Here is a 22021-nt window from a genome sequence, read left to right as displayed (position 1 = left end):
CAGGAGCGGTATTATTCCTTTTCCTTGCCCGACATGATGTCGAAATAGGTCCGGCGCGACTTGTCCGGCCCGGCGCCATAGGCGTAGTTCGGGGACGGCGTCTGGTAGCCCGGCGGCGGCTCGACCAGCGACGAACGCGGCGGCTCACTGGTGAATTTCTTCTCTTCGGAGCTGTTGCCGCCCTTCATCATGTTCCAGAGACCACCGGCGTAGCCGAGTTCGGTGGGACTGAGCGACGGGTTGCCGTTGGTGCCCGGCTGGATCGGGTCATTGCTTGTACGGGGGGCTGCGGCGACCTCGCCGGCCTTCATCTCGGCGGGCGTCAGCGGTTGGGCCGCCTGCCAGTTCTCCGTCGCCTTGGTCGCCTTCTTGCGCGCTGCGATGGCTTCCTTGCGGCGCTTCTCTTCGGGGTCCTTCGGCCAGTTCGGAGCATTCTTGGCCTGGGTTGCCGGAGGCGGCAGGTCGAGCTTGGGCGGCACGACGAGCGGCGAGCGCTCGCGGTATTCGATGCCGGGCTTTTCCATGCTCTTGGCACCGATGCCGGACATCAGATTGTCGATGATCTTCTCTTCGAAGGTCATCCCGTCATCATCCTCGTCGTCGTCACCGGCGCGGACCGGGCCTGCCGACATGACGAGGCCGATGCCGAGCATGACAGCGGACAATTTCAACGCCCGCCAGAACCCTGCTTTGGGGTCTCGAACCATCGAACCGCTGGTCTCGGAGCTGCGCATCACTGTACCTGTTCCATATTGTGGCAGATTGCTGCACTTTGCCGCTCGCACGCGGCCAATCCTCGCAAAAAGCAGGGTTCCACCTGCCGGTCCGTATCGGCCGGGATCAGGGCGCTTTTGCGGCGGGTACCCCCAGGAAGGAATCATACAATAGCGCCGCCACCCCGACAACGATGGCCACGTCCGCGAGGTTAAACACATACCAATTATAGGTATTTCCGCCGATCTCGATGTGGAACAGGGCGAAATCGACCACCGCGCCGTAGGCGAAGCGGTCGATGCCGTTGCCGATCGCGCCGCCGATGATCAGCCCGAGTGCGACCGTGGCGAGCAGGGTGTGCGAGCGGGCCATCCAGATCGCCAGGGCGACCACGGCGACGACCTTGACCGCCATCAGCGCGATCTGCGCCGACTGGCCGTCGTTCTGGAGCCAGCCGAAGCTGATCCCGATGTTCCAGGCCAGCACCAGGTCGAAGAACGGCATCACCTTCACCACGCCACGGCGGGCAAGGTCGAACACGTTCAGGAGCCACAGCTTTGAGGCCTGGTCGGCCACCAGCGTGACCACGGCCGCGAGGATGCCGGCGCGAAGCGGGGTCATGGCCGGGGATCAGACCCCCACCCCCAGTGCCTTCCATTCGCGCAGCGCCTGGGCGTCGCGCGGAGTGACGTCGGGGTATTCAGGGTCCTCACCGACCATGGGTGAGATCTTCCAGGAGCGGGCGCATTTGGTGCCGACCGCCTTCTCGACGACGACCGCGACGCCGGGCACCGCATCGAGACGGAACGCGTCCGCAGGCGCCTCGCCCTCACGCACCTCGTAGTTCGAGGTGATGCAGACCTCGGCGAGATCGGTGTCGAACAGCGTCGCCAGCATGTCGCGGTCGGCGACATAGATCACCGGTGAGGCCTCGAGCGACGAGCCGATGTTCTTGGCGGCGCGCTCAAGCTCCAGCGCGCCGGTGACGACGCGGCGGACGTTGCGGATGGTCTCCCACTTCGCGGCGAGCCTGTCGTCGCGGAGCGTCTCGATGCCTTCGGGAAACAGGGTCAGATGGACGGAAGGCTCCGCGTTCGGCCGGAACATGCGCCAGGCTTCATCGGTCGTGAAGCTCAGGATCGGCGCAAGCCACTTCAGGAGCGCATCGCACAACAGGTCGATCGTGGTGAGCGCGGCCTTGCGCGCCGCCGAGGACGGCGGGTCGCAATAGAGCGTGTCCTTGCGGATATCGAAGTAGAACGCCGACAGCTCGGAGTTCATGAAGGCTGCCAAGCTCGCGACCACGGTCTTGTAGTCGAAGGCGGCATAGGCCTTGCGAACGGTTTCGGCATGGCCGGCCAATTCGTGCAGCATCAGCCGCTCGAGCTCGGGCATCTCGGCATAGGCGACCTTCTCGCTCGCCTTGAAGTGATGCAGCGTACCGAGCATCCAGCGGATCGAGTTGCGCAGCTTGCGATAGGTCTCGATGGTGTTCTTCAGGATCTCCGGGCCGATGCGCTGGTCGTCGGCATAGTCGGTGGCGCAGACCCACAGGCGCAGGATGTCCGCGCCCGAATCCTTGATCACCTTCTGCGGCTCGACGGTGTTGCCGAGCGACTTCGACATCTTGCGGCCGTTCTCGTCGAGCGTGAAGCCGTGGGTGAGCACGATGTCGTAGGGCGCGCGGCCCCGCGTGCCTGCGCTTTCCAGCAGCGAGGAATGAAACCAGCCGCGATGCTGGTCGCTGCCTTCCAGATACATCACGGTGTCGTTGCCGCCGTCGATCTTGCGGACGATGTTGCCGAGCTGCGGGAAGTTCTGGCGATCCTCGAGCACGAAGGCGTGCGTGGAGCCTGAATCGAACCAGACGTCGCAGATGTCGTCGACCTTCTTCCAGTCCTCGCTCGCGCGGGAGCCGAGGAAGCGCTCGCGGGCGCCGTCCATGTACCAGGCGTCGGCGCCTTCCTCCATGAAGGCTTCGGCGATGCGCTGGTTGACGATCTCGTCCTGCAGGATCTCGGCCGAGCCGTCGCTCTTCTCGCGCACGAACACAGCGATCGGCACGCCCCAGGCGCGCTGGCGCGAGATCACCCAGTCCGGACGGTTGGCGATCATGCCGTTGATGCGGTTCTCGCCCGACGGCGGCACCCATTGCGTGACCGAGATCGCGTGCAGCGCGCGGGCGCGCAGCGTGTCGCCCTTCTTCGCATGGCCGTCATCGCTGATGTCCTTGTCCATCGCGATGAACCATTGCGGCGTGTTGCGGAAGATCACCGGCTTCTTCGAGCGCCACGAATGCGGATATTGGTGCTTGAGGCGGCCGCGCGCGAGCAGCTTGCCGCCTTCGATCAGAGCCTTGATCACGGCCTCGTTGGCATCGCCCTTCTCGCCCTTGTCGTTGAGCACGCGCTTGCCGGTGAAGCCGGGGGCCTGCGCGGTGTAGGCGCCATTCTCGTCGACGGTGTAGGGGATCGCGGTCGGGATGCCGCGCGCATCGAGCTCGCGGGTGTTGGCCGTCCAGACGTCGAAGTCCTCGCGGCCGTGGCTCGGCGCGGTGTGCACGAAGCCGGTGCCGGTGTCGTCGGTGACATGCTCGCCGGCGAGCAGCGGCACGATGAACTCGTAACCGCCACCGAACCCGCGCAGGGGATGGGCGCATTCCACGGCGTCCAGCGTGTCGCCGGGAATGTCGCGCACCTTCTCATAGGACGTGACGCGCGCCTGCTTGAACACTTCTGCGGCGAGCGCATCGGCCAGGATCAGGAGATCGCCGGTCTTGGCCCAGTTGTCGGCGGGCGCATCCGTCACCTTATAGAGGCCGTAGGCGATTTTCGGCGAGAACGAGATCGCGCGGTTGCCGGGCAGCGTCCAGGGCGTGGTGGTCCAGATCACGACGGAGGCACTGGCGAGTGCGCCATGCGCCGGTGACGTGACGGGAAACTTCACCCACACCATGTCGGAGGTGTAGTCCTCGTACTCGACCTCGGCTTCCGCAAGCGCGGTCTTCTCGACCACGCTCCACATCACCGGCTTGGAGCCGCGATAGAGCGTGCCGTTGGCCGCAAATTTCATCAGCTCGCGGGCGATCTGCGCTTCGGCCGGATAGCTCATCGTCTGATAGGGATGATCCCAGTCGCCGATGATGCCGAGCCGCTTGAACTCCTCGCGCTGCACGTTGATCCAGTGCGTCGCATAGGCGCGGCATTCCTTGCGGAACGCCACCATCGCGGCGGAGTCGCGGAAATCGGGCTTCTGCTTGCCCTTCTTGCGGTAGTTCTCCTCCTCGATCTTCCATTCGATCGGCAGGCCGTGGCAGTCCCAGCCCGGCACGTAATTGGAGTCGAAGCCGAGCATCTGCTGGCTCTTGGTCACGACGTCCTTGAGGATCTTGTTCAGCGCGTGCCCGATATGGATGTTGCCGTTGGCGTAGGGCGGGCCGTCATGCAGCACGAATTTGGCGCGGCCCTGGGCTTCCCGGCGCAGCTTGTCGTAGAGGCCGATGTCGTTCCAATACTTCAGCAGTTCCGGCTCGCGCTGCGGCAGGCCGGCGCGCATCGGGAAATCCGTCTGCGGCAAATAAAGGGTCTTGGAATAGTCTTTGGCGTCGGACTTTTGCGGCTTTTCGGACATGGGGCTGACTGGCTCGGAAGGGCGCGGAAACGGATAGCGACTGGAATCGCGGGGTGAAACGACGAAATCCCGGTCTTGCGCCGAGCCTTCAGGCTCAGGCGGAAGCCGGGCCGCTAATCCCTATGATGCGCCGCGCAAACATGGGCTCTCCATAGCAGGGGGCCAAGGGAAGCGCAAAAGGTAGAAGCGCAAAAGGTTCGGCGGGCCGGATTTGGGCCTCAATCGATCACGCCAAGCCGCGGAAACGCGTCCGGGGCGGCGGCCAGCACGGCGCGGGCGCGGGCGGAATCGTCGTCCATCTGGCGGATCAGGGCCTCCAGGCTGTCGAATTTCAGCTCCTCGCGGATGAAGCCGACGAAGGCGCAGTCGAGCGCTTGTCCGTAGAGGTCGCCCTTGAAGTCGAACAGGAAGATTTCCAGCAGCGGCGCGCCATTATCAAAGGTCGGACGGCGGCCGAAGCTTGCCACCCCGTCCAGCCGCTCGGCGCCGCGGCCGACCCGCACCGCATAGATGCCGTGCTTGAGGCCGCAATTGGCATCGAGGCGGATGTTGGCGGTGGGATAGCCGAGGTCGCGGCCACGCTTCTCGCCGTGGATCACCTCGCCGGTGATGAACCAGGGGGCGCCCAGCATGGTGGTGGCCTCGTCGATGAGGCCCTCGGCGAGCGCGATCCGGATGGCGCTGGAGGAGACCGGCCGCTCGTCGATGTCGACATGGGCCTGCACGTCGACCTCGATGCCGAGCCGGGGCGCCTCGTTGACCAGGAGGCTCGGCGAGCCGACGCGCCCCTTGCCGAAGTGAAAGTCGTAACCGACCGCGATGCCGCTGACGCCGAGGCGCCCGATCAGGTCATGGTGAATGAAATCTTGCGCGCTGGTCCCGGCCCTGGCCTTGTCGAAGGTCATGACCACGGCGCCGGCAAGCCCGGTGCCGGCCAAAAGCCGCAGCTTGGCCGGCTCGTCCGTCAGGCGGAATTGCGGGGTGTTCGGGCTGAAAAACCGGCGCGGATGCGGCTCGAACGTCAACGCCAGCGCAGGGCGGCCATGCACCCGGCCCATTTCCAGGGCGGCTGCGATCACCGCGCGATGGCCGAGATGAACGCCGTCGAAATTGCCCATGGCGACCACGGCGCCCCTCAAAATCGCGGAATCCGGCGTTGTGTCGCGGATAACGGTAAAATGCGGGACCATCAGGGGAATTCTCGAAGCGGCAGGACCTGCGGACCGTGGCTTGACCGGCCGGACGAAGTCAAGCGGCAGGGGAGCGGCCGCATTGAACGTGATTTCAGTCCTTCGGAGGTGCCCCCAGTTAACGCGCTGTTTAACGCCTTGGTGCTAGTCCTTGAAATGTGGAACAGCGGGGCTCCGGCTCCGGTGGGTCCGATCGTAATATTTCCTGGGTTTGCGTTGGGGGAGTCGAGATGGCGGTTGATTTGTCGATGTCGGTTCTGGTGGTTGATGACTACAGCACCATGATCCGTATCATCAGGAATCTCCTGAAGCAGCTTGGCTTCGAGAATATCGATGATGCAAGCGACGGTTCGGCGGCGCTGAACAAGATGCGTGGCAAGAAGTACGGGCTCGTGATTTCCGATTGGAACATGGAGCCGATGACGGGTTACGACCTGCTGCGCGAAGTGCGCGCGGATCCGAACCTCGCCACCACGCCTTTCATCATGATCACCGCGGAATCGAAGACCGAGAACGTGATCGCGGCCAAGAAGGCCGGCGTGAACAACTACATCGTCAAGCCGTTCAACGCGGCGACGCTGAAGACCAAGATCGAAGCGGTCTTCCCGGACATGGCGAGCGCGTAAGCGCCGCCAGACCGCATAGCAGCTCTCTATAGAGATCGTCATGCCCGGGCTTGTCCCGGGCATCCACGTTCTTGGATCCTGCAAATGAAGACGTGGATGGCCGGGGCGTAGGCAAGCGGAAGCGACGCCGTCCTTCGGACGGCTAAGCCCGGCCATGACGGCATTTGGGTCTAAGCAATTGGTCTAAGCCCGCAGCGCCTGCGTGGGCTCCACCGTCACCATTTCAATTCGCGCATCAGCGCCTTCGGCGGGTGGCCGAACAACTCCATCACCGAATTCGGGTCGAGCTGGTCGAGGCCCTCGAACTCCTCGGCATGGATGCCGCGGGTGACGAACAGGCAGTCGATGCCGAATTCGCGCGCGCCGGTGAGGTCCGTGCGGACGGAATCGCCGATCGCCAGCACCTTTTTCCGGTCGATCATGTGGCCCTGGCGCTCGCCGGCGAGCATCATCGCGCGCTCGTAGATCGGGCGATGCGGCTTGCCGTAGAAGATCACCTCGCCGCCGAGTTCGCGATAGAGTTCCGCGATCGCGCCGGCGCAATAGATCAGCCGGTCGCCGCGCTCCACCACGATATCGGGGTTGGCACAGACCAGCGTCAGCTTGCGCTCGCGCGCCTTCAGCATCATGCCGCGATAGTCTTCCGCCGTCTCGGTCTCGTCGTCATAGAGGCCGGTGCAGACGATGTAGTCGGCTTCTTCCAGCGGCGCGGTCGTCGCATCGAGGCCGCGATAGATCGAGTTGTCGCGCTCGGGTCCGAGCCAGAACATCTTGCGGCCGGGATGCTCGGCGACATAGAGCCGCGTCAGGTCGCCCGACGAGACGATCGCGTCATAGGTCTCGTCCGCGACGCCGAGCTTGCGCAATTGCCGTTGGACAGAGTCGGCCGGGCGCGGGGCATTGGTGATCAGGATCACCGTACCGCCGCGGCTGCGATAGGTGTGCAGCGCCTCGCAGGCCTCGGGGAAGGATTCCAGGCCGTTGTGAACCACGCCCCAGATGTCGCTGAGCACAACGTCAACGCCGCCCACGAGCTCGCGCAGGCTTTCGGCGAAATGCAGCGTGGTCATGATGCGTGCGGCCGATCAAATCCGGCGCGCGAGCGCCGCGTTGCCGGTGATACGTTGGGCTGGAGGCGCTGAAGACGTGGCGCCTGGGCTGGGAGAAGCGGAGCCATTGGATCCCTGAATTTCCTGCGCCGGGTTCGGCGAGGCCCCGCCGGTAGCAGATGCCCCTTCAGGCCGCAATGGCCGGGGCGGCGCGAACAGGAACCCCTGACCGAACCGCACGTCAAAGTCGAGCAAATCGACCACTGCGCGCTCGCCCTCGATCCGTTCGGCGATCAGGTCGATGCCGAAGCGGCCGAGCAGGTCGGAGAGGTCGGAAGGATGGATGTCCGAGGTCGAGGCCTGCCTGGGGTCGAGCAGGAGGGACGCCGGCACCTTGATGAAGCGCACGCCGCGATCGGCGAGCTCGCGCGGCTCGATCCTGAGGTCTGTGACATGGTCGATCGAGAAGCGGAAACCGCGCTGGGCGAGTGCCGCGAGATTCTCGGTCTCGGCCGGACCGAGATTGCGGAAGGTCGACTGCTTGAACTCCAGCACCAGCGATGGCGCCAGCGCCCGGTTGGCTTCGAGGAAGTCGAGGCACTGCGCGAAGGTGGTGGAATTGCCGAGCGTGGAGGCCGCGACGTTGCAGAACACGCCGACATCCTTGTTGCGCACCATCAGGCGCCGCAGCACCTGCACACAGCGCAGCATCACCATGTTGTCGATGCGTCCGATCAGACCCGAGGCTTCGGCGATGCTGATGAATTCCTCGGCGGCGATCAGCTGGTCGCGCTCGTCGCGCAGGCGCGTCACGGCTTCGTAGAACCGCACCTTGCGCTGCGGCAGCGTCACCATCGGCTGGAGGAAGATGTCGATGCGGTTCTCGTCGATGGCGTTGCGCAGTGTCGCCAGTAACTGGGTCTGGTTGCGGCCATTGCCCGTCTGAACCGGAACGGCGGCCTGGCTCTGGATCGCCGGTGCTGGCCGCGGCGGCGGTGCGGGCAGTGGCGGAGCGGCGGCCGGCCGCTCCTCGAAGGCCGCAATCAGGTCGAGCGGCGCCTCCGGCTCTGGCCGGGCGACCGGAGCGGGGGCGGGGGTCGGCGCGGCCCCGGCCAAGAGGTCTTCATGGGCTGACACGGTGGTGGCGAGCTGCCTGACCAGCCCGCCGAGCTCGTTGATCTCGCCGACCACTGACTGGATGCGGTCGGAGTTGGTCGAATTGGCCGAGGCGATGCGCCCCTCCATCGCCGCGAGCCGGCGGCCGAACTCGGCGACCTGGCGGGCGAGGTCGGCGGTGCCGCGCGAGAGGTCGGCGATCTGGCCGCCGACGTCACTGCGGTCGCGCAGCCGCATCGAGACCGCGTTGTAGAGGATCAGGAAGGTCAGCGCGGTTAGCGCCACGATGGCGGATTCGGTTCCGCTGATGCCGGCGACCGAGTAGAGGACAAGCCCGAGCGAGGCCGCGACCAGAACCATGCAGATGGCGATGAAGATCGTCGAAATGCGAATCATGCCGCGCGTTACGCCTCAAAGAGCTGACTGCCTCATCCGGGAAAACACGGGTCAGTGTGCGAACCCGTCACGCCTCATGCTCCCCTAAGCAAGGCGACCTTAACATCATTGTTGATTCGAGGGGATAGCGGCCTGTTCGCGGCGCCGGAGCATGATCCGGAAAGTGTGCAACGGTTTTCCCTCGCGACAAACGGGGAACGCGTTTGCGCGGAGATCATGCTCGGGCAGTCTAGGTCAGGCCGGCCCGGCGAAAGCCTTCGAGGTAGTGCTCGCGGTCGGCGGCGAGCCTGATCGGCATGAACTCGGCGATCCAGGCGAGCGAGACGTTGGGCTGGGCACGCTGGAGTTCCTTCAGCGCCGCGCGGGCGGTCTCGGTTTGCCCGGCCATCGCCGCGGCCGCGGTCAGCACCCGGTGCCCGCCGACGAAGTCACTGCGCTGGCGCAGGGCCTCCTGTGCGAGCCGGATCGCTTCCGCATAGTCCCTGCCGAGGAAGCGGGCAAAGGCGGCGATGCCGAAATAGACGGGTGCATAGGGGTCGCGCGGGCTGAGGCGGATCGCCCGCCGCGCGGCTTCGTCGGCATCCCGCCAGCGGCCGCAATAGCTGAGCGTCAGGCCATAATAGCCCTGCGCCAGCGCAAAGTTCGGATTGAGCCGCAGCGCGGTCTCGAATTCGGCAAGTGAATCCTCGAACCGGCGTGCGAACAGATCGACATGGCCGAGCGCATTATGCGCCCAGGCATCCTGGTCGTCGGCGCGGATCGCGGCCCGCGCCGCGCGCTCGGCCACCGGCAGCGCCGCGGCCATCTCCATCCAGCCCATATGCGCCGTGAACATGTAGCTGGTGCCGAGCAGCCCAAGCGCCTTGCCGTAGTTCGGGTCGAGCGCGATGGCCTTTTCGAGCAGGGCTCGCGCCGCGACGTGATCCTGCCGCGTCACGCGCCAGTAATGGGAGAGGGCGCGCATCAGAAGGTCCCACGCGTCCAGGCTGTCGGGCGGCTTGCGCTCGGCGCGAAAATTCTCCGCGGCATAGAGTTGCGGCTCGATCGCGGCGACGATGCGTTCGGTGATCTCGTCCTGTACGGCGAAGACGTCGGCGAGCTCGCGGTCGTAGCGTTCGGCCCAGAGATGGCTGCCGGTGGCGACATCGTTGAGCTGCGCGGTGATGCGGACGCGATCGCCTTCCTTGCGGACGCTGCCCTCGACGACATAGCGCACGCCGAGCTCCTCGGCGACCTGCCGCAGGTGAACCGTGCGGCCCTTGTAGATGAAGGAGGAGTTGCGCGCGATCACGAAGAACCAGCGCAGCTTCGACAGCGCGGTGATGATGTCCTCGCTGATGCCGTCGGAGAAATAATCCTGCTCGGCCTCGCCGCTCATGTTGGTGAAGGGCAGGACGGCAATTGCGGGACGATCGGGCAGCGGCAATTCCGTCGGTGTTGGGTCGGGCGGCTTGCCCGGCGCCGACGATGAGGCAGCGGCGGAGCGTTCGGTCACTTCGCCGACGAACCGCACGCCCTTGCGCGCGACTGTGCGGATCAGCCGCTGATCTTCGCCATTGTCATCGACCGCGCGCCGCGCCGCGTTGATCCGGCTGGTCAGCGTCGATTCCGAGACGACGCGGCCATTCCAGATCGCGTCGAGCAGATTGTCCCGCGTTACCACGCGCTCGCGGTTGCGGACCAGATAAAGCAGGAGATCGAACACCTGGGGCTCAAGCGCGACGAGCGTCTCTGCCCGCCGCAATTCGCGGCGCGCGGGGTCGAGCACGAAATCCTCGAAATGAAATGTCACGCCGCCCTCGGCTCGCGCGGGGAAATCAAGGTGTTCTCAGCGTAAAATAACGCCACTCTCAAGGCCAGCGAGCCGCATGCGCCCTATCGTCCCGGCGTCTTCAACCGCAGGAGAATTGCCATGTCGACATCCGCCGCGCTCAAGCCGGCCCTCGCCCAACCAGATCTCGCCGCCGTCAAGCAGCGCCAGCACAGCGCCTGGTCATCCGGCGACTATGCCATTGTCGGCACCACTTTGCAGATCGTCGGCGAGCAACTCTGCGAGGCGCTCGACTTGCGCGCCGGCAGCAAGGTGCTTGATGTCGCCGCCGGCAACGGCAATGCGACGCTGGCCGCCGCGCGGCGCTGGTGCGACGTCACATCGACCGATTATGTTCCCGCGTTGCTCAAGCGGGGACGCGAACGGGCCGCGGCGGAGCATTTGATGGTCGAATTCCGTGAAGCGGATGCCGAAGCGCTGCCGTTTGCGGATGCCAGCTACGACGTCGTGCTCTCGACCTTCGGTGTCATGTTCACGCCGGATCAGGACAAGGCGGCGTCCGAGCTCGCGCGGGTCTGCAAGTCCGGCGGCAAGATCGGCCTCGCCAACTGGACGCCCCAGGGCTTCATCGGTCAGCTCTTCAAGACCATCGGCAGGCATTTGCCGCCGCCGGCGGGCGTGAAGTCGCCGGCCTTGTGGGGCACGCCGGCACGGCTTGAGGAGATGTTCGGCAGCCAAGCCTCCGAGATCGCCGCCGAGCCGCGCATGTTCGCCTTCCGCTATCGCTCTCCGGAGCACTGGCTCGAGGTTTTCAAATCCTATTACGGGCCGATGCTGAAAGCGTTCGTGGCGCTGGAGGAGACCGGCCAGGCCGCGCTGCGGCGCGATCTCATGGCGCTGCTCGGCGAATTCAACCGTGCCGACGACGGTACGGTGGTGGTGCATAGCGAGTATCTGGAGGTCGTGATCAGCAAGCGCTGAATTGCCGTCGTGATCCGGTCAGGCCGAGCCCCGGCCTGACCGCCGGCAATCAGGATGGCGCGGCGGCGCCGACCGTGTCGGCCGAGACGGCCTCGCGGGTGCCGAGCGGCTTGGGCGGTCCGGTGGTCGTATCCCGAAGGGTCTGCCGCTCGATCTCCGAGTTCAGCTCGGCCCCGAACATGATGACGATCGCCGACATCCACATCCACATCATCAAGCCGATCGCCGCGCCGAGCGAGCCGTAGGTCGCGTTGTAATTGGCGAATTCCGAGAGATACCAGGACAGGAGCGCCGAGCCGGCGATCCAGAGGATGGCGGCCGTCACCGCGCCGAGGCTCAGCCATTGCCAGCGTGGCGCGTCGCGGCTCGGTGCGAAGCGGTAGAGGACGGCAAGCGCGGCCAGCAGGATGACGAACAGCACCGGCCATCTCGCGAGAGCGACGATCAGCCTGCTTTCCGGCGCGATGCCGAGATGGTTGAGCGCGAGCGGGAAGGCGACCACGGTGCCCACCATCAGCAGCAGCGCCGCGATGCCGCCGACGGTGAAAGCCAACGACACCGTGTTCAGCCGGACGAAGCTGCGCTTTTCGCGCTCCTCATAGGCGACGTTGAGGGCATCGAAGATGGCTTTGACGCCCGCATTGGCGCTCCAGATCGCGAGCAAGAGGCCAAACAGGAAGGTGACACCCAGGGCGGTATTGCCGTTGGACACCACGCGCGCGACCTGGTCCTCGACGATCTGGAACGCGCCCTCGGGCAGCAGCATCGCGAGCGAATGCAGGTTGGAACTGATCGTCGAGGGATCCGCGAACAGGCCGTAGGATGAGACCAGCGCGGTCACGGCGGGAAAAATCGCGAGCAGCCCGAAGAAGACGACGCCGCCCGCAGTCGCGAGCAGGCGATCGTCGTCGATGCGCTGATAGGTGCGCCAGAAGATGTCTTTCCAGCCCGCCCACGGGATCGCGAAAGGGCTTTTCGCGCGCCGGCCGTGGCCGGGCTGCATGGCTGCGCCGGCCGGGCTTGTTTCCGGCAAATTTGCTTCATTGTTGCGATGGTGTTGCGGAGGCCCCGACCGGATGGGGCCGAACTCCTGAAAGTAGCGTTCCGCAGACAGCACGAAGACGGCCGTGGCGGCAACGAGCAACCAACTGTCGAGGTGCTCGGTGTGCCGCGCGCGCACTTCAAGCGTCCAATCTGCGGCCGTGCCGCCGCCGCCGTGCGGCCGTGAAGCCCAGCAGCCCGACGGCTGCGAGCATCAGACCAAGCTGCACGGGCCGGTTGGTCCGGGCCGACAGGGCGTTGTCGTCACGGCCACGCTCGCCCGGTGCGGGCGACACCAGTGGAATCGTCGTTGCGACCTCTTTCACCGCCTGCTTGACCGTTCCGCGCGGGATCCGCGGGGTGGCGATCGCAACGCGCATACGGCTGGCAAGCGGCACGATCGGCTTGTCCCGACGCTTCATTTGGGCCTGAGCCACGCCGGCGCAGGATACGGCCAGCACCAGGAGCACGGCCGCGACGGCACCAAAGCCCCAGAATTGTCCCTGGGTGATTGCGACCCAACGATAAAGGGCGATCAGGCCGACAAAGAGGGTGGCGATCAGGAACAGCCCGGCCATTGCGAACAGTCCTGCCGCGACCGCATAGGACGTCGCGCGGCCCGTGGCCTGATTGGTGCGGTCGCGCAAGTACGATCGCGCGGCGCGCTTGAGGTGATTGATCTTGAGCGCCATGCCGGCGCGCAGCAGTTCGCCCGATGGCGCGAGCATGCGGACATCCTCCGAGAACGAAAAAATCGTCGGGGGATGAACGTGGCGGAATTTGACTTGTTCCGCGCGGAGCGCGGGTGCCGGGACGGATCAGCCGAGATCGGCGGCCGCGATCCAGAACACCTCGCCCTCGGATTCCTCGGTGTCGAGCCAGAGCAGCGGCAGTTCCGGAAAGGCCTCGTCGACCAGTTCGCGGCCGCGGCCGATCTCGCAGATCAAGCCGCCATCCGGCGTCAGGTGATCGGGCGCATCGCGCAGGATGCGGCGCACCACGTCGAGACCGTCGGCGCCGCCGTCAAAGGCGAGTTTTGGTTCGGCCCGGCATTCCGGCGGCAGCGCGGCCATGCCTTCCGCATCGACGTAGGGCGGATTGGTGATGATGAGGTCGTATCTGTTGTCGCCGAGCGGGGCGAACAGGTCGCCGCGATGCAGGCTGATCCGGTCATCGAGCCCGAATTCGCCGACATTTCGTGTGGCGACTTCGAGCGCGCCCTTGGAGATGTCGACGGCATCAACGGTGGCATTCGGGAAATGATGCGCGGCGAGGATGGCGAGACATCCCGAGCCCGTGCAGAGATCGAGCACGCGTTCGACGGCCGTGGGGTCGTCGATCAGCGAGCCCGCCTCGCCGTCGCCGCCGAAATGCGACTCCAGCAGTTCGCCGATGAAGGAGCGCGGAACGATGACGCGCTCGTCGACATAGAAGGGCAGGCCGCGCATGTAGATCTTGTTGACGAGATAGGCGGCCGGTTTGCGCGTGGTGACGCGCTGATGGATGAGGTCGACGATGGTCTTGCCTTCCGCCGAGGTGACGCAGGCATGGGCAAAGATCTCGAACTGGTCGGGATGCAGATGCAGGGCTTCGCAGACCAGGAAGGCTGCTTCAGCGACCGGATCGGTCGTGCCATGGGCAAAGGCGAGCTTCGCCTCGGTGAAGCGGCTCACGGCGTAGCGCACGAAATCGATCAGCGTGAGCAGCTCGCCGCGGCCGATCTTCGCGAGCTTTGGCGCGGCGCGGCCGCGCGTGGTCTTCTTGGATGCTTTTGCCATCAGGATCGGGTCCAGCGTGCGGCGGCCTCGTCGTCACGGGCGTGGGCTTCGACCCAGCCGGTACCGGTGGCGCTCTCTTCCTTCTTCCAGAACGGCGCGCTGGTCTTGAGATAATCCATCAGGAACTCGGCCGCCTGGAACGCCGCCTGGCGGTGCTGCGACGCCGTGAGCACCAGCACGATATTCTGCCCGGGCATGAACCGCCCGACGCGATGAATGATGGTGACGCCGTTCAGCGGCCAGCGCGATGTAGCTTCGTCGGCATGGCGCTTGATCTCTTCTTCCGCCATGCCGGGATAATGTTCGAGCGTGAGGGCGGCGATCTTCGCGCTGTTCTCGTCGCCGCGGCAGATGCCGGAAAAGCTTACGACCGCGCCGATGTCGGTGCGGCTCCCGGTCAGGATCGCGATCTCGCGCGCGATGTCGAAATCATCCTGCTGGATTCGGATGGTGACGGGGCAGGGGCTGGCGGGGGCGGTGCTTACGGGGGAGGTCATGGCCTAGCCGCCGGTCATCGGCGGGAAAAACGCGATCTCGCGGGCGCCCGCGATCACGGCGTCCGATTTGACGTGGGCATGATCGATCGCGGTGCGGATCACCTTCGGCTTCTCGAAGGCGTAGGCATAGGCCTCGCTCTGGCCGGACAGCCAGGCGATCAGCTCCTCGACGGTGCGCACGGTCGCCGGCGGCTCGATGGTCTCCTCGGCCTTGCCGACGCGCTCGCGCACCCAGGCGAAGTACTTCACCTTCATGCCTCATCCTCCTTGATGAGGTGATGGATGCCGGCGCGGAAATAGTCGTAGCCCGTGTAAATGGTGAGGATCGCCGAGGCCCAGAGCAGCGCCAGCCCGATCATCGAGACCACGGGCACCACCTCATCGCCGGCCGGGCCAGCGAGCAGGAAGCCGATGGCGATGAGCTGAACGGTCGTCTTCCACTTCGCAAGCTTGGTCACGGGAACGCTCACCCGCAACGCCGCGAGATATTCGCGCAGGCCCGAGACCAGGATCTCGCGGCACAGGATCACGATGGCGGCCCATAGCGACCAGCCATGGATGATGCCGTCGGCTGCCAGCATCAGCAGGCAGGAGGCCACCAGCAGCTTGTCGGCGATCGGATCGAGCATCCGGCCGAACGCCGATTGCTGATTCCAGATCCGCGCGTAATAGCCGTCGAGGTAATCGGTCACTGCTGCCGCGATGAAGATGGCGACCGCGACCCAGCGCAGCCACAGCGGCTGATCCAGAATCGATTGTGCATAGATGCACCCGACCACGACCGGGATCGCGGCGATCCGGCCATAGGTCAGGATGTTCGGGAGGGACATCGCGCGGCTGGTCGTCCCTCGTGTCGTGGCGATGTTCATCCGTCCTACCAATACCGCTCGTGCCTGAAGGTCAACCGTCCCGCTCCCCAAATGAGGTGCAGCATGCGACGACCATATGACCGCGGCCCCCTTAGTTCACCCCGGCTGGGGATGGAAATAGTCGAAAATCCTGCGGGCGCTCTCGGCGCTCACCCCCGGAACCTTGCCGAGATCGGCGATCGAGGCCCGCTCGATCTCCTTCAGGGTTCCGAAATGGTGCAGCAAGGCACGTTTGCGTGACGGGCCGATGCCCGGAATCTCCTGCAAACCGGCCTCGCGGATGTCCTTCTTGCGCAGCTTGCGGTGCGAGCCGATGACGAAGCGGTGGGCCTCGTCGCGCAGGCGCTGGATGAAGTAAAGCACGGGATCGCGCGGCTCCAGCTTGATCGCCTCGCGCTCCGGCATGAACAGGGTTTCGCGGCCGGCATCCCGGTCCGGTCCCTTGGCGACCGACATCAGCGACACCTGGGTCAGGCCGAGATTCGTAAAGATCTCCCGGACGGCGTTGAGCTGGCCGCGACCGCCGTCGATGATCACGAGATCGGGCCATTGCGGGAAGTCGTCGTCCTTGGCCTTGCCGGCGGCGTCCTCGGGCGGATTGATCAGGCGCTTGAAGCGGCGTTCCAGCACCTCGCGCATCATGCCGTAATCGTCGCCGGGCGTGAGCCCTTCGGACTTGATGTTGAACTTGCGGTACTGGTTTTTCACAAACCCATCCGGGCCGGCGACGATCATGGCGCCGACCGCATTGGTGCCCTGGATGTGGCTGTTGTCGTAGACCTCGATGCGCTTGGGTGAATGCGGCAGGCTCAGCGTCGTCGCCATGGCGTCGAGCAGCCGGCTCTGCGTCGCGGTGTCCGCGAGCTTGCGGCCGAGCGCCTCGCGCGCATTGGTCAGCGCGTGGGCGACCAGCTCCTTCTTCTCGCCGCGCTTGGGCGCCGTGACCTCGACCTTGTGGCCGGCCTTGATCGACAGCGCGTTGGCGAGCAGCTCGCTCTCCTCGATCTCGTGCGAGAGCAGGATGTTCTTCGGCGGCGGCTTGTCGTCGTAGAACTGGGCGAGGAAGGACCCCAGCACTTCCTCCGGCGTATAGGTCTTCTCCGCGCGCGGGAAATAGGCGCGGTTGCCCCAGTTCTGACCGGTGCGGAAGAAGAACACTTCGACGCAAAAGAAACCGCCCTCCTGGTGGACCGCGAACACGTCGGCTTCCTCCACGGTGCGCGGATTGATGCCCTGCTGCGACTGGATCGCCGACAGCGCGGCGAGGCGGTCGCGGTAGAGTGCCGCGGTCTCGAATTCGAGCTCGCCGGATGCCTTCTCCATCTCGCCGGCAAGCTCCTGCTTCACCGCTTGGCTCTTGCCGGAGAGGAAGTCGGTCGCCTCGCGCACCAGCGTCGTATAGCCGGGGAAATCGATCTCGCGGGTGCAGGGGCCGGCGCAGCGGCGGATCTGGTAGAGCAGGCAGGGCCGCGAGCGGCTTTCGAAGAAGGAATCGGTGCAAGAGCGGATCAGGAACGCGCGCTGCAAGGCGGTGATGGTGCGGTTGACCGCACCGGCGGAAGCGAACGGGCCGAAATAGCGGCCGGGCCGGGTCTGCGCACCGCGGTGCTTGAGGATCTGCGGCGCCCAATGGTCGCCGGTGATCAGGATGTAGGGAAACGACTTGTCGTCGCGCAGCTGCACGTTGAAGCGCGGCCGGAGCTGCTTGATGAGATTGGCTTCCAGCAGCAGCGCTTCGGTCTCGGTGTTGGTCGAGACGATCTCCACGGTCACCGTGGCTGCGATCATGCGCAGGATGCGCGCCGGTTGCGGCGCGCTCTGGCGCGCATAGTTCGACAGGCGCTTTTTGACGTTCTTGGCCTTGCCGACATAGAGCACGTCGGCATTGGCGCTGAGCATGCGATAGACGCCCGGCGAGGTGGGCGCGAGGCGGACCGCGCGCTCGATCGCCTCATGGCCGGTCGCCAGCGGCTCTTCGCCGACCGCGCCGCTCTCCTCCAGGATATCAGGCAGCAGCGCGTCGTCCTCGTCCTCGCCAGCGGTAGTGGCGGGGTCGAGGTCCGGCGGCGCCAGGCTCTCCGGCGGGGCGTCGGCGGTCGTGCCGCGCGGAGATTTGCGCGCGCGTGCGTCGTCCGGATTGTCGGTGGAATCGTGAGCCATGATGCGAATTTAAGCGCTGGGGGTGCCGATTTGAAGTTCCAGCCTTGCGGCACACACAGGATGGCGGCGCGGTTCCGGGTAACACTTGCTTAAGCCTGTTAAGAGCGCGGTAACCCGGCTTAACAGGCCTTTAACTTAAAACTCTCGATAAATCTTACGCGAAAAAGAGGAGGTTCCGTAACCATGCGATTTTGCCTTGCGCGGCGGCGCAGGCATCGCGGGGGGCGGCCGTTGCGTTGGAGAGTACCGATGAGGGGGTTCGTTGTAGGCGCAGCCGTGTTGGTTGCAGCCGGCTGGACAGCTTCGGCAGAGGCCGCCGATCTCAATTACGGGCAGGGTGCGCCCTACACCGTCAATCAGCCGCTCAATGCCTATAGCTGGGCCGGTCCGTATCTCGGTGCCAATCTCGGCTATGAGTGGGGCTCGGTGAGTAATTCGCCCGTCAAGCCCTCCGGTTTCGTCGGCGGTGTGCAGGCCGGCTACAATTTTCAGAATGGTCCATGGGTGTTCGGCGTCGAGGGCGATATCCAGGCCGCGGGCGCTGATGACACCTTCGCGCCGTGGAAGTTCTCCAACCCCTGGTTCGGCACGCTGCGCGGCCGTGCGGGCTATGCCTTCAGCAACGTGCTGTTCTACGGCACCGCCGGCCTCGCCTTCGGCGAACTGCGCGCGCAGACATTCGGCTGGACGGAGTCGCACACCACCGCAGGCTGGACCATCGGTGCCGGCGCGGAAGTCGGCTTCGCGCCGAACTGGAGCGCCAAGCTCGAATATCTCTACATCGATCTGTCGACGAGCCAGTTCGCAATTACCGGCGTGTCAAACGGCTATAGCGCCAGCGTTGTGCGCGCAGGCGTGAACTATCACTTCTGATAGTTGAAGAAGAAAATACCGGACAACAGCCTCCCGGCCGCTCGCGGCCGGGATTTTTTTCGCCAGGTGTTCGCTCGAAAACGCTCTAGGAGACGATGACCAAATTGACTGCCTTTGGTCCCTTCCCCTTCTTGTCCGGCTCGACTTCAAAAGTAATGCGCTGTCCTTCGGCGAGGTCTTTCAGTCCCGCCCGCTCCACAGCAGTAATGTGCACGAAGACGTCGCGCCCGCCGTCGTCGGGCTTGATGAAACCGTAGCCGCGCTCGCCGTTAAAAAACTTGACCGTTCCCGTCATGGCCATCGGGAAACTCCCCCTCATTGCTCCTCCGTCGCGACGCAGACTCACGTCACGACATGACCGGGCCTTACGAAGCCCGGGAGCTGGCCATCCTTGGGCGGACCTTTCTTTCGGTCCGATCGGATCTTTCTTAGGCCTTCACTCCGCCGCAACCATTCGCGGAAGCGGAACGTAAAGCCAGTCACGGAAACAGCATAATACGGTTCTCTGCAGATTGACTACCGCTCCTGCATCTTTTTCCCAAGAATGCCGGTGTGTTACGGCCTCGGCACCTCTAATCGGAATCTGGCAGCTCCGCCCTGTCCGAGCGGTATCTCCAGCTCGGGCAGGATCGTCTTGAGCTCGCCATGCAGCGTGTACGGCGGATTGACGATCAACAATCCGGCGGAGGTGAGGGCGGCGCCATCAAGCTGCGGCGCGACACTGAATTCGAGACGCAGACATTTTCCTGGTGGTTTTGCTGCGGCTGCGAGCCGCGCCACTGATTGCACCAGCGTGTCGGTGGCGCGTCGGCTCTTGGCCGGATACCAGATTACATAGATACCGGTCGGCCATTTCACGAAAGCCGCCGAGAAGGCGTCGCCGAGCTTTTCGAACTCGTCTTTCGCCTCGAACGGCGGGTCGATCAGCACGAGCCCGCGCCGTTCCTTCGGTGGCACAAAGGCCGGCAGCGCGACCCAGCCGTCGAGATCGACCACGCGCGCCTGTTCGTCGCGGCGCAGCACACCGATCAGCGCCTTGCGCGCCTTCGGCTCGAGCTCGCAGGCAACAAGGCGGTCCTGCGGCCGCAGCAGGCCGCGCGTGATCAGCGGCGAACCCGGATAGGCCTTGAGTTCGCCCTTCGGATTGTAGGCACGAACGATGTCGAGATAGGGCTTGGCCAGCGCCACGGCGTCGTTCGACAGGCGCGCCTGCATCAGCCGCGCGATGCCGGTCAGCCATTCGCCGCTGCGGCGCGCCTCGTCGCTTTCGAGATCATAGAGGCCGGCGCCGGCATGGGTGTCGATGACACGGAATGCGCCCGGCTTGTCCTGAAGGTAGGTAATGATGCGCGCGAGCACGATGTGCTTGATGACATCGGCGAAGTTTCCAGCGTGGAAGGCGTGACGGTAGTTCATGAGACAGGACTACGCTACGTCACGGCTTGAGCAAAGCGGCATACGCGTCTGTGCCGGCATGGACCCCGATTCTGCAGCGCACCGCCGAACCGGCGCTGCGTCCGGGGCACAAACACTTGGACTAGCCACCTCTGATCGGCGGCATCGTCACCTGGTCGCGGCGGCAGGCGCGGCGCTCGATCTCTTCGCAGGCCCGGAATTGCAGGTCCTTGCTGAGGCAGATGCGGACCTCGGAGAGCCGGGTCCGGTTGCAGGTGACCGAGATGGCCGCGTTGCTCAGGCCCGCATTGGCTTTGATAAAGGCTTCCTCCACCTCGCCCGGCGCCACAGTCTTGGCCTGCGACAGTTCGAGATATTCCGCCGGGATCTTGATCGCGGCGCGCGCCTTTCGGATCGTCTCGAAATAATTGCGGCTGTCGAGCCCGGAGCAGGTGCCGTGCTTGTCCCACTCGTTGAAGATCAGCCCCGGCGCCGGCATCAAATCGAGCATCGAAGAGACGATGTTGCGGTTCAGGCGTGGCGACGGCCGCTGGCAATATTCGGGGAAGCCGTTCTCATATTGCGGCCACAGCCCGTGCACCACGAACGCGTAGGGCCGTCCGCTGCACTGCATCTGCGAGCGACCACCGCCGCCGCGGTTGCGCTCGGACGCCTCCTCGCAGAACGAGGGCGACCATGACAGCGACAGCACATAGAAATCGAATTCGCCGGGCGCGTTCTGCCGTTTGTCCTGGGCCTTCGCGCCGCCCGGCAGCGCGACCAGAACCAGAGGAAGGGTCAGTGAGATCACGAGACGGGTGAACGAATGCAATCTAAAATGAAACATGGCGACGCCCCTCAACTAGACTGTGCAATCAGCCTAGCAGGCAACAAGAACATTTCAAGAACAAAATTCGGGCCGGCCCGCTGGGCGCCTGATCAGTCCGATTCAGGCCTTTCGATCGAGGCTCAGGGCCTGGCGGCGCGGCAGGACGGATTGTAGGCCCAGTTGCGGTCAAGCCCGACCACGCACCATTCCACACCATTGCCGTAGCCGGAGAAGCCGCCATCCTCGATGATCGAGAAATGCACCTTGCGCACCTTGCCGTCATTGAGCATGGCGTCGCCGGTGCAATAGCGGCGCGGAATGTTGTCGGACTGCCAGGGCCGGAACGCGATCTCGTGAACGGCGGCGAAGCCGGTGATCTTCAACGAGGAATTCCAGAACGAGCTTTCCTTCTCCCAGAACTGGGTGGCGATTGTCGGCAGCGCCCTCTCGCAATCGACGACGGCGCCGTCATAGCGCGGCCCGTTCAGCCAGAAGTTCAGCTCCAGCGGATTGGCGGCCCTGGCCTCACCGAGCGACAGCGCTCCGAACATGAGGCCAAGCAAGGTGGCAAAGCGGAGCGATTTCAGGGGGAGGGCGCGCATGGGCAATCCGGACAGCTGGGTCTTGCGAAGGATGGACGGTGCCGCGAAGGCCGGGGCAGGTCAAGTGCAGCGCGGCAACACTTGGCCAAGAGTTGACCCCAACCTCGCAGCCGGCGGGGCATCAGTTCTTTTCATGGACCTCCCGGCACCGTAAACTGGCGCCAACCAATTGGAGTGACGGGAATGCGAATCATTGCGGCCGCGGGCTTTCTTGCCCTGGGTATGATGGCCAGCCAGTCGGCACGCGCCGATCTCCTTCCGGTGCCTCCGTTCAAGGGCAACGACACCGGCGGCATCATCGCTTATTCGCTGGCGACCCAGGCGGATGCGCGGCAGGTCGCGGTCGATCACTGCGCGCGCTACGGCAAGGTCGTGAAATTCCTCGCGGTGCAGGCCTTTGAGGGCGGCTACATCTCGTTCTCCTGCCGTTGGGTGCCCTATGGCGCTGCCCAACAGCCGATCCGCACGCTGTACTGAGGCGCTTTCGGAACGTCGGGAGCTTCC

Annotated in this window: 22 protein-coding genes; 4 read left to right on the top strand and 18 right to left on the bottom strand. The window is 64.9% G+C overall.

What is annotated here, in order from left to right:
* Positions 1 to 11 precede the first annotated feature (11 nt).
* The 4 genes from ABIB99_RS15590 to ABIB99_RS15575 form a co-directional block, all read right to left on the bottom strand.
* Positions 12 to 734: a hypothetical protein gene (locus tag ABIB99_RS15590; protein WP_354176683.1), complete on the bottom strand. Its 723-nt coding sequence runs from the start codon at positions 732 to 734 to the stop codon at positions 12 to 14.
* A 106-nt stretch (positions 735 to 840) separates the two neighbouring features.
* Positions 841 to 1335, bottom strand: a complete 495-nt coding sequence (lspA, locus tag ABIB99_RS15585) for a signal peptidase II (RefSeq protein WP_166103609.1) — start codon at positions 1333 to 1335, stop codon at positions 841 to 843.
* A 9-nt stretch (positions 1336 to 1344) separates the two neighbouring features.
* The gene (gene ileS / locus ABIB99_RS15580; RefSeq protein WP_354176465.1) at positions 1345 to 4344 is read right to left on the bottom strand and encodes an isoleucine--tRNA ligase; all 3000 of its coding nucleotides are present in this window, start codon (positions 4342 to 4344) and stop codon (positions 1345 to 1347) included.
* 218 nt (positions 4345 to 4562) lie between these two features.
* Positions 4563 to 5534: a bifunctional riboflavin kinase/FAD synthetase gene (locus tag ABIB99_RS15575; protein ID WP_354176463.1), complete on the bottom strand. Its 972-nt coding sequence runs from the start codon at positions 5532 to 5534 to the stop codon at positions 4563 to 4565.
* Positions 5535 to 5764: 230 nt separating this feature from the next.
* Here ABIB99_RS15575 and ABIB99_RS15570 point away from each other — a divergent pair, with 230 nt between their 5' ends.
* Positions 5765 to 6160: a response regulator gene (locus ABIB99_RS15570; RefSeq protein ID WP_007596883.1), complete on the top strand. Its 396-nt coding sequence runs from the start codon at positions 5765 to 5767 to the stop codon at positions 6158 to 6160.
* Positions 6161 to 6375: 215 nt separating this feature from the next.
* On the opposite strand, the gene ABIB99_RS15565 is transcribed toward ABIB99_RS15570, so the two are convergent.
* The 3 genes from ABIB99_RS15565 to ABIB99_RS15555 all read right to left on the bottom strand — a co-directional run bounded on the left by ABIB99_RS15565 (position 6376) and on the right by ABIB99_RS15555 (position 10513).
* On the bottom strand, positions 6376 to 7230 hold the full coding sequence (locus ABIB99_RS15565; RefSeq protein ID WP_063985586.1) for a TIGR01459 family HAD-type hydrolase: 855 nt from the start codon (positions 7228 to 7230) through the stop codon (positions 6376 to 6378).
* Positions 7231 to 7245: 15 nt separating this feature from the next.
* Entirely contained in the window at positions 7246 to 8721 is a 1476-nt protein-coding gene (locus tag ABIB99_RS15560) for an EAL domain-containing protein (RefSeq protein WP_354176461.1), read from the bottom strand.
* A 229-nt stretch (positions 8722 to 8950) separates the two neighbouring features.
* Positions 8951 to 10513, bottom strand: coding sequence for a winged helix-turn-helix domain-containing tetratricopeptide repeat protein (locus tag ABIB99_RS15555; protein WP_354176460.1), 1563 nt, complete (start codon positions 10511 to 10513; stop codon positions 8951 to 8953).
* Between the two features lie 120 nt (positions 10514 to 10633).
* On the opposite strand from ABIB99_RS15555, the gene ABIB99_RS15550 reads away from it, so the two are divergent.
* A complete protein-coding gene (locus ABIB99_RS15550; protein WP_063985583.1) occupies positions 10634 to 11473 on the top strand; it encodes a class I SAM-dependent methyltransferase in 840 nt (279 codons plus the stop codon).
* Between the two features lie 49 nt (positions 11474 to 11522).
* Here the strand turns inward: ABIB99_RS15550 and ABIB99_RS15545 are convergent, their stop codons facing one another.
* From ABIB99_RS15545 to uvrC, 7 genes are all read right to left on the bottom strand, one after another.
* Positions 11523 to 12653, bottom strand: a complete 1131-nt coding sequence (locus ABIB99_RS15545) for a YihY/virulence factor BrkB family protein (protein WP_354176458.1) — start codon at positions 12651 to 12653, stop codon at positions 11523 to 11525.
* Between the two features lies 1 nt (position 12654).
* Positions 12655 to 13242 carry a phage holin family protein gene (locus tag ABIB99_RS15540; RefSeq protein WP_354176456.1) on the bottom strand — a complete coding sequence of 196 codons (588 nt, stop codon included), beginning with the start codon at positions 13240 to 13242 and terminating at the stop codon, positions 12655 to 12657.
* A gap of 90 nt (positions 13243 to 13332) precedes the next feature.
* The gene (prmB, locus tag ABIB99_RS15535) at positions 13333 to 14292 is read right to left on the bottom strand and encodes a 50S ribosomal protein L3 N(5)-glutamine methyltransferase (protein ID WP_354176454.1); all 960 of its coding nucleotides are present in this window, start codon (positions 14290 to 14292) and stop codon (positions 13333 to 13335) included.
* The gene (locus ABIB99_RS15530; RefSeq protein WP_208084516.1) at positions 14292 to 14789 is read right to left on the bottom strand and encodes a molybdenum cofactor biosynthesis protein MoaE; all 498 of its coding nucleotides are present in this window, start codon (positions 14787 to 14789) and stop codon (positions 14292 to 14294) included. Before ABIB99_RS15530 ends, prmB begins: the two co-directional genes overlap by 1 nt.
* 3 nt (positions 14790 to 14792) lie before the next feature.
* The gene (gene moaD, locus ABIB99_RS15525; protein WP_014491973.1) at positions 14793 to 15044 is read right to left on the bottom strand and encodes a molybdopterin converting factor subunit 1; all 252 of its coding nucleotides are present in this window, start codon (positions 15042 to 15044) and stop codon (positions 14793 to 14795) included.
* Positions 15041 to 15658 carry a CDP-diacylglycerol--glycerol-3-phosphate 3-phosphatidyltransferase gene (gene pgsA / locus ABIB99_RS15520; RefSeq protein ID WP_014491974.1) on the bottom strand — a complete coding sequence of 206 codons (618 nt, stop codon included), beginning with the start codon at positions 15656 to 15658 and terminating at the stop codon, positions 15041 to 15043. Before pgsA ends, moaD begins: the two co-directional genes overlap by 4 nt.
* A gap of 96 nt (positions 15659 to 15754) precedes the next feature.
* Positions 15755 to 17818, bottom strand: a complete 2064-nt coding sequence (gene uvrC / locus ABIB99_RS15515; RefSeq protein WP_354176452.1) for an excinuclease ABC subunit UvrC — start codon at positions 17816 to 17818, stop codon at positions 15755 to 15757.
* A gap of 249 nt (positions 17819 to 18067) precedes the next feature.
* On the opposite strand from uvrC, the gene ABIB99_RS15510 reads away from it, so the two are divergent.
* Positions 18068 to 18691, top strand: coding sequence for an outer membrane protein (locus tag ABIB99_RS15510; protein WP_014491976.1), 624 nt, complete (start codon positions 18068 to 18070; stop codon positions 18689 to 18691).
* A gap of 85 nt (positions 18692 to 18776) precedes the next feature.
* On the opposite strand, the gene ABIB99_RS15505 is transcribed toward ABIB99_RS15510, so the two are convergent.
* The 4 genes from ABIB99_RS15505 to ABIB99_RS15490 form a co-directional block, all read right to left on the bottom strand.
* The gene (locus tag ABIB99_RS15505; RefSeq protein ID WP_063986700.1) at positions 18777 to 18992 is read right to left on the bottom strand and encodes a cold-shock protein; all 216 of its coding nucleotides are present in this window, start codon (positions 18990 to 18992) and stop codon (positions 18777 to 18779) included.
* 254 nt (positions 18993 to 19246) lie between these two features.
* Positions 19247 to 20107 (bottom strand): 23S rRNA (adenine(2030)-N(6))-methyltransferase RlmJ, encoded by an 861-nt coding sequence (locus ABIB99_RS15500; protein ID WP_085403342.1) that lies wholly within the window; start codon positions 20105 to 20107, stop codon positions 19247 to 19249.
* 121 nt (positions 20108 to 20228) lie between these two features.
* On the bottom strand, positions 20229 to 20933 hold the full coding sequence (locus ABIB99_RS15495) for a ribonuclease T2 family protein (protein ID WP_354176450.1): 705 nt from the start codon (positions 20931 to 20933) through the stop codon (positions 20229 to 20231).
* Between the two features lie 122 nt (positions 20934 to 21055).
* Entirely contained in the window at positions 21056 to 21517 is a 462-nt protein-coding gene (locus ABIB99_RS15490; RefSeq protein WP_063985577.1) for a hypothetical protein, read from the bottom strand.
* A gap of 183 nt (positions 21518 to 21700) precedes the next feature.
* On the opposite strand from ABIB99_RS15490, the gene ABIB99_RS15485 reads away from it, so the two are divergent.
* Positions 21701 to 21994: a hypothetical protein gene (locus ABIB99_RS15485; RefSeq protein WP_063985576.1), complete on the top strand. Its 294-nt coding sequence runs from the start codon at positions 21701 to 21703 to the stop codon at positions 21992 to 21994.
* The last annotated feature ends 27 nt before the right edge of the window (positions 21995 to 22021 follow it).

Origin of the sequence: Bradyrhizobium sp. LA6.1 (genome assembly GCF_040547805.1) — a bacterium.
GTDB classification, from domain to species: domain Bacteria; phylum Pseudomonadota; class Alphaproteobacteria; order Rhizobiales; family Xanthobacteraceae; genus Bradyrhizobium; species Bradyrhizobium barranii.
Note: the sequence above shows the minus strand (reverse complement) of the source record. Positions and strands in the feature narration are given on the sequence as shown.

Coding starts and splice junctions, on each gene's coding strand:
- pgsA (WP_014491974.1), bottom strand. CDS start 15,658: ATGAACATCGCCACGACACGAGGGACGACCAGCCGCGCGATGTCCCTC.
- ABIB99_RS15560 (WP_354176461.1), bottom strand. CDS start 8,721: ATGATTCGCATTTCGACGATCTTCATCGCCATCTGCATGGTTCTGGTC.
- ABIB99_RS15500 (WP_085403342.1), bottom strand. CDS start 20,107: ATGAACTACCGTCACGCCTTCCACGCTGGAAACTTCGCCGATGTCATC.
- ABIB99_RS15575 (WP_354176463.1), bottom strand. CDS start 5,534: ATGGTCCCGCATTTTACCGTTATCCGCGACACAACGCCGGATTCCGCG.
- ABIB99_RS15570 (WP_007596883.1), top strand. CDS start 5,765: ATGGCGGTTGATTTGTCGATGTCGGTTCTGGTGGTTGATGACTACAGC.
- ABIB99_RS15495 (WP_354176450.1), bottom strand. CDS start 20,933: ATGTTTCATTTTAGATTGCATTCGTTCACCCGTCTCGTGATCTCACTG.
- prmB (WP_354176454.1), bottom strand. CDS start 14,292: ATGGCAAAAGCATCCAAGAAGACCACGCGCGGCCGCGCCGCGCCAAAG.
- ABIB99_RS15510 (WP_014491976.1), top strand. CDS start 18,068: ATGAGGGGGTTCGTTGTAGGCGCAGCCGTGTTGGTTGCAGCCGGCTGG.
- lspA (WP_166103609.1), bottom strand. CDS start 1,335: ATGACCCCGCTTCGCGCCGGCATCCTCGCGGCCGTGGTCACGCTGGTG.
- ABIB99_RS15490 (WP_063985577.1), bottom strand. CDS start 21,517: ATGCGCGCCCTCCCCCTGAAATCGCTCCGCTTTGCCACCTTGCTTGGC.
- moaD (WP_014491973.1), bottom strand. CDS start 15,044: ATGAAGGTGAAGTACTTCGCCTGGGTGCGCGAGCGCGTCGGCAAGGCC.
- ABIB99_RS15540 (WP_354176456.1), bottom strand. CDS start 13,242: ATGCTCGCGCCATCGGGCGAACTGCTGCGCGCCGGCATGGCGCTCAAG.
- uvrC (WP_354176452.1), bottom strand. CDS start 17,818: ATGGCTCACGATTCCACCGACAATCCGGACGACGCACGCGCGCGCAAA.
- ileS (WP_354176465.1), bottom strand. CDS start 4,344: ATGTCCGAAAAGCCGCAAAAGTCCGACGCCAAAGACTATTCCAAGACC.
- ABIB99_RS15550 (WP_063985583.1), top strand. CDS start 10,634: ATGTCGACATCCGCCGCGCTCAAGCCGGCCCTCGCCCAACCAGATCTC.
- ABIB99_RS15590 (WP_354176683.1), bottom strand. CDS start 734: ATGCGCAGCTCCGAGACCAGCGGTTCGATGGTTCGAGACCCCAAAGCA.
- ABIB99_RS15530 (WP_208084516.1), bottom strand. CDS start 14,789: ATGACCTCCCCCGTAAGCACCGCCCCCGCCAGCCCCTGCCCCGTCACC.
- ABIB99_RS15505 (WP_063986700.1), bottom strand. CDS start 18,992: ATGGCCATGACGGGAACGGTCAAGTTTTTTAACGGCGAGCGCGGCTAC.
- ABIB99_RS15565 (WP_063985586.1), bottom strand. CDS start 7,230: ATGACCACGCTGCATTTCGCCGAAAGCCTGCGCGAGCTCGTGGGCGGC.
- ABIB99_RS15485 (WP_063985576.1), top strand. CDS start 21,701: ATGCGAATCATTGCGGCCGCGGGCTTTCTTGCCCTGGGTATGATGGCC.